Origin of the sequence: Methylibium sp., from assembly GCF_013817365.1 — a bacterium.
Lineage (GTDB): Bacteria > Pseudomonadota > Gammaproteobacteria > Burkholderiales > Burkholderiaceae_C > Methylibium.
The window spans coordinates 1-5,408 of record NZ_JACDCU010000291.1 but is presented as its reverse complement, the minus strand read 5'-3'; the positions used below and the strand labels follow the sequence as shown (position 1 = coordinate 5,408).

The window sequence follows — 5,408 nt, the reverse complement described above, 5'->3', positions numbered from 1 at the left end:
GCGCTGCTGGACGGCGGCCATCGACAGCCACCTCGACGAACACGGCTACATCATCCCGGGCTTGGGCGACGCCGGCGACAAGATCTTCGGCACCCGGGGCTGACGGGACAGGGTGCCCGCCCCGTCGAGCAGCCTGCCGGCCGCTCAAGCCATGCCGGTGCGATGCAGGCGCCGTTCGGCCCACGCGCTGAGCAGCAGTGCAGCGATCACCCAGGCCAGTCCCACCCAATGCAGCCCCGCATAGAGCTCGTGCCCCTGAGAACCCGCTGCCGCCTGAGCGGCGACCATGGCGCCGCCGCCGGCCGCACCCACCGCCTGCCCGAGGTAGATGGCCGAGGTGTTGAGCGCCATCAAGGCAGATGCTTGCGCCGGCGCCGCTTGGCCGAGGCGCACCTGCTGCGCCGAATTGGCCGCGAAGATGCTGAAGGCCCACGGCACCACCACGCAAGCCATCGACACATAGCCGTCGGCCAGGGGCCAGAGCAGCAGCGAAAGCGCGACCGCGCCGAGCAGCACCGGGACCGCACGCGCCGCTCCGATGCGGTCCACATGGCGCGAGAACAGTACATTGCCGGCCAGGCCGAAGGCGCCGAACCAGGCGAACAGCAGGCTGATCTCGGTGGCTCCGGCGCCCAGCGCTTCCTTGTAGTAAGGCGCAAAGTAGGTGAACACCGTGAACTGGCCGGCCGCCGACAAGGCCGTGACGGCCACGATGGCCATCAGCACCGGATGCGTCAGCACCCCGCCCCACGCGCGCAGATTCATGGCCGGTGGCCGCACACCGTCGGGCATGACGCGCCACACCCATACCGCACCACTCGCAGCCAGCAGCGCGACGAGGGCAAAGGCCCAGCGCCAGCCGACCGATTCGCCGATGAAGCTGTGCAGCGGCATGCCGAACACCGAAGCGACCGACCAGCCCAGGAAGATGAAGGTGATGGCGCGGCCGCGTTGCGCCGGCGGCGCCAGCCAGCCGATCGCTGCAGCGGCCTGCGGGGTGAACACGGCGGCCGCCAGCACGGTCAGCCCCCGCACCGGTGTCAGCGCCGCGTAGCTGGGCATCAGCGCCGAAGCGGCGTGGCCGAGCGCATACCAGACCAGCGTCAAGGTCAGCAGCCGCCGGCGGTCCCAGCCGCCGACGACGGCCGCGAGCAAGGGCGCGCCGACGCACATCACGACCGCGGCGATGGCGATCAGCTGGCCGCCGAGCGCCACGCTGACCTCGAGCGAACGCGTCAGGTCATTGAGCGAACCGGCCACGACCATGACGCCGCAGCCGATGACGAAGTTGCCGAACATGAGCGCCCAGCGGGCGCCGCGCAGCGTGTCGGCGGGCGGTAACGCCAGCGCGGCATCCTCGGCGGCCTTCGCTTGGAGGCCGCCGGGCATTTCAGCCACGCATGACCCGCAGCGCCTCGGGGTTGACGATATTGATCGGCGTGCCTGCGATATAGCTCACCACGCTGTCGAAGGCGGCACTGAAGTAGGCCTCGTAGCTGTCGAGCTCGACATAGCCGATGTGCGGCGTGCACACCGCGTTCTCCAGCCGCAGCAGGGGGTGGCCCTGCAGGATCGGCTCGCTGTCGAACACATCGATCGCCGCCATGCCCGGGCGGCCGCGATTGAGGGCGGAGACCAGTGCACCTTCCTGCAGAAGTTCGGCGCGCGAGGTGTTGACGAACAGCGCCGTGGGCTTCATTCGCTGCAGGTCCTCGAGCGCGATGCCGCCGCGCGTGGTTTCGGCCAACCGCAGGTGCACCGAAAGCACGTCGCTGACCTCGAACAGGGCCTCGCGCGACGTGGCAGAAACACAACCCTCGGCCTGCGCCTTGCCGCGCGAAGCCTCGCTGCCCCAGACCATCACCTGCATCCCGAAGGCGCGTCCGTAGCCGGCCACGAGCTGGCCGATGCGGCCGTAGCCGAGGATGCCCAGCGTCTTGCCGGCCAGGCTGGTGCCCAGTGCGAAGTTCGGCGGCATCGAAGCCTGCTTGAGCCCCGACTGCTGCCACGCACCGTGCTTGAGCGTGCCGATGTACTGCGGCAGCCGGCGCATTGCCGCCATGATCAAAGCCCAGGTCAGCTCGGCCGCCGCCACCGGCGAACTCGGGCCTTCGCTCACCGCGATGCCCAGCCTCGTGCAGGCCTCCAGGTCAATGTGCGGCCCGACGCGGCCGGTCTGGGCGATCAACCTGAGCTTGGGCAGCTTCTCGAGCAACTGGCGCGGAAACTGCGTGCGTTCGCGAATCGGCACCAGCACCTCTGCATCCTTGAGCCGCACCGACAACTGGCCGATGCCTTTGACGGTGTTGGTGAAGACCTTGGCATTGCAGCCGTCGAGCTTGGTGGCACAGGGCAGTTTGCGAACCGCGTCCTGATAGTCGTCCAGGATGATGATGTTCATGGGGCAGGGCAGGGGTCGCGCCGTGGTGGCGCGATGGCTCTCGATTGTGCATGCCGAGCCGGCGCCCTGGCGCAACCGGTAGCATCCCGCCGGCCCTTGAAGGAGAAGCGCAATGACGATTTCCATGCATTCGGCCAGCGTGCCGGTTTACCTCACGATGCTCGGCAACCTTTCGAAGTGGCTCGACAAGGCGGTAGCGCACGCGCAGGCGCAGCAGGCCGATCCTGAGGCGCTGCTCGCCGCTCGCCTGGCGCCCGACATGCTGCCGCTGCTGCGCCAGGTGCAGATCGCATGCGACAGCGCCAAGTTCGGCGTGGCCCGGCTGGCCGAAGGCGTTGCTCCCAGCTTCGACGACAGCGAGACGACCATGGCGGCATTGCAGCAGCGCATCGGCGCCACCGTGGCCTACCTCAAATCGGTGCCGCGCGACAAGGTCGACGGCAGCGAAGCCAAGTTGGTCACCGTGCCGCGGCGCGTCGGCGACCCGCTGCAGTTCACCGGCGAGCAGTACCTGATGCACTTCGCGCTGCCCAACTTCTATTTCCACATCACCACCGCCTACGCGCTACTGCGCCACAACGGCGTGGAGTTGGGCAAGAGCGACTATCTGCGAGGGCAGTAGGGCGCGCGCAGTCGTTTGGGCACGGAAGAGAAGCTCCGCACCAACACCGATGCGCTCGGCGGCTGCGGCCGCTAGCCTCTCTGTATGAAGTGGATCAAGTGGGGCCTGGCCTCGCTGCTGGGGCTGTTGCTGGCCGCGGCGGCGGCGTTTGCCGTGTACCGGCACCTCGCCTTGCCGGTCACCGAGGGCCGCCTGGTGGTGAGCGGCTTGCACGAAGGCCTCACGATCGAGCGCGACCGGCACGGCATCCCGACCATTCGCGCCCGCTCCGCCGAGGACGCCTGGTTCGGGCTCGGCTTCGCCCATGCGCAGGACCGGCTCTGGCAGTTGGACACGCACAAGCGCACGGGTGCCGGACGGCTGGCCGAGGCTTTCGGCCCGCCCGCGCTCGAGGCCGACAAGTTCCTGCGTGCGCTCGGCGTGCGCCGCAGCGCGGAGCAGCAGTGGGCGCAGGCGAGCCCTGCCGTGCGCGCCATGCTGAATGCCTATGCCGCCGGCATCAACGCCTATTTGGCCGACCATGTGAGGGCGCTTCCTCCCGAGTTTCTGCTGCTCGGCCTGAAGCCCGAGGCCTGGAGCCCGGTCGACAGCCTGGCGTGGTCGATCTTGATGGCCTGGGACATGGGCGGCAACTCGGGCAGCGAGTTGCTGCGCATGCGGCTGGCGCTGAATATGCCGGTCGAGCGCATCCAGCAGCTGCTGCCGCCGTATCCGGGCGATGAGCCGCTGGCCACCAGTGACTATGCGGCGCTGTACCGGCACCTCGGCGTGGCCGGCCCGAAGGCCATGGCGGTTCGCGACACTGCGGTGGCCGAACCGCTGCCGTGGCAGATCGAGGGGGGTGTCGAAGGCACGGGTTCCAACAGCTGGGCGGTGGCCGGCTCGCGCAGCGTGACCGGCCAGCCGCTGCTGGCAAACGATCCGCACCTCAAGCTCAGCGCGCCCGCGCTGTGGTACTTCGCGCGGCTCGAGGCGCCGGGGCTCCGGGTGGCCGGCGCCACCATGCCCGGGCTGCCGCTGGTGGTGCTGGGTCAGAACGAGCACGTCGCCTGGGGCTTCACCAACACGGGACCCGACGTGCAGGATCTCTACCTCGAGCGCGTGGACGAGCGCAACGAGAATCGCTACGAGACCCCCGAGAGCTGGGCCCGCTTCGAGCGCGTGCGCGAGACGATCAAGGTCAAGGGCGCCGCCGATGTGAGCTTCACCGCGCGGCGAAGCCGTCACGGCCCGGTGATCTCCGATGCTGGCGGCCCGACCGAAGGGCTCACGGGCACGCCCGGCGCGGCGCTCTACGCGATTGCGCTGCGCTGGACGGCCCTCGACACCGATGCTTCCAGCACGCTCGATGCCGGCCTGGCCTTCAACCGGGCGCGCTCGGTCGACGAGTTGATCCAGGCCTCGGCCGCCTACGTCGCGCCCATGCAGAACATCCTGGTCGCCGACGCCGAACGCATCGCCATGGTCGCCGCGGGCCGCGTGCCGCTGCGCCGCCCCGACAACGACCTCAAGGGCCTGAGCCCGGCGCCCGGTTGGGATTCCCGGTACGACTGGGCCGGCTTCGTGCCGGCCGGCGAGACGCCGCGCGAACGTGAGCCCGCACGCGGCTGGATTGCCACGGCCAACCAGCGTATCCATGGCCCGCAATACCCGCACTTCATCACCAGCGAATGGGCGTGGCCATACCGGCAGCAGCGCATCGAGCGGCTGCTCGACGTGCGCCCCTTGCACAGCCTGGACAGCCTGGCGGCGATCCAGGCCGACGTGTTGTCGCCCGCCGCGCTGACCCTCCTGCCGGTGCTGCGCCGGGCGCAATCGGGCCATCCGCTGGCCGAGCAGGTGCAGCGCGAGCTCGCCACTTTCGACGGCACCATGGCCGCCGATCGAACGGAGCCGCTCGTGCTGTGGGCCTGGCTTCGGCAGCTCACGCACGGTGTGTTCGCCGACGATCTGGGGCCGGCGCTGTTTGATCGCGAGCTCGCCAAGCGGAGTTTTCGCGAAGGCCTCGAAGCGGTACTGAGCCGCGACGACGGCTACTGGTGCGACGATCGCCGCACGCCCGGCCGCGAAAACTGCACCGAGCAAATCGACGCGGCCCTAGACCGGGCGCTCGACGAGTTGCAGGCGCGCTTCGGTGCCGATCTTTCCGCCTGGCGCTGGGGCGACGCACACATCGCGCGCGCCGAGCACCGCCCGTTCAGCCAGGTGCCTGCGCTGTCGCGCTGGTTCGAGCTGCGCACGCCGGTGGGCGGCGACACCCATACCGTCAACGTTTCGCGCGTGGGCCTGCGCCCCGACGCCGTCACCGGCGAGCTCTATCTCGACGAGCACGGCCCGGGCCTGCGCGCGCTCTACGACCTGGGTGATCGGGCCAAGTCCTGTCTC

5 protein-coding genes are annotated in these 5,408 nt (G+C 69.6%); 3 read left to right on the top strand and 2 right to left on the bottom strand.

Features of this window, described 5'->3' with window-relative positions:
• Positions 1 to 103: uracil phosphoribosyltransferase (locus H0W38_RS15835; protein ID WP_292455811.1), on the top strand; the 103-nt coding region annotated here is incomplete at its 5' end.
• 41 nt (positions 104 to 144) lie between these two features.
• Here the strand turns inward: H0W38_RS15835 and H0W38_RS15830 are convergent.
• Positions 145 to 1,389 carry an MFS transporter gene (locus tag H0W38_RS15830; protein WP_292455808.1) on the bottom strand — a complete coding sequence of 415 codons (1,245 nt, stop codon included), beginning with the start codon at positions 1,387 to 1,389 and terminating at the stop codon, positions 145 to 147.
• Position 1,390: 1 nt separating this feature from the next.
• Complete coding sequence (locus H0W38_RS15825) at positions 1,391 to 2,401, bottom strand: D-2-hydroxyacid dehydrogenase family protein (protein ID WP_292455805.1); 1,011 nt, start codon at positions 2,399 to 2,401, stop codon at positions 1,391 to 1,393.
• A gap of 112 nt (positions 2,402 to 2,513) precedes the next feature.
• Here H0W38_RS15825 and H0W38_RS15820 point away from each other — a divergent pair, with 112 nt between their 5' ends.
• Together H0W38_RS15820 and H0W38_RS15815 are read left to right on the top strand one after the other, a co-directional pair.
• Positions 2,514 to 3,023, top strand: a complete 510-nt coding sequence (locus H0W38_RS15820) for a DUF1993 family protein (protein ID WP_292455802.1) — start codon at positions 2,514 to 2,516, stop codon at positions 3,021 to 3,023.
• 84 nt (positions 3,024 to 3,107) lie between these two features.
• Positions 3,108 to 5,408, top strand: a 2,301-nt coding sequence (locus H0W38_RS15815) for a penicillin acylase family protein (protein ID WP_292455800.1), incomplete at its 3' end; no start/stop codon positions are given.

Excerpts from the sequence above, each read along its gene's own strand:
- H0W38_RS15830 (WP_292455808.1), bottom strand. The coding sequence starts at position 1,389 with ATGCCCGGCGGCCTCCAAGCGAAGGCCGCCGAGGATGCCGCGCTGGCG.
- H0W38_RS15825 (WP_292455805.1), bottom strand. The coding sequence starts at position 2,401 with ATGAACATCATCATCCTGGACGACTATCAGGACGCGGTTCGCAAACTG.
- H0W38_RS15820 (WP_292455802.1), top strand. The coding sequence starts at position 2,514 with ATGACGATTTCCATGCATTCGGCCAGCGTGCCGGTTTACCTCACGATG.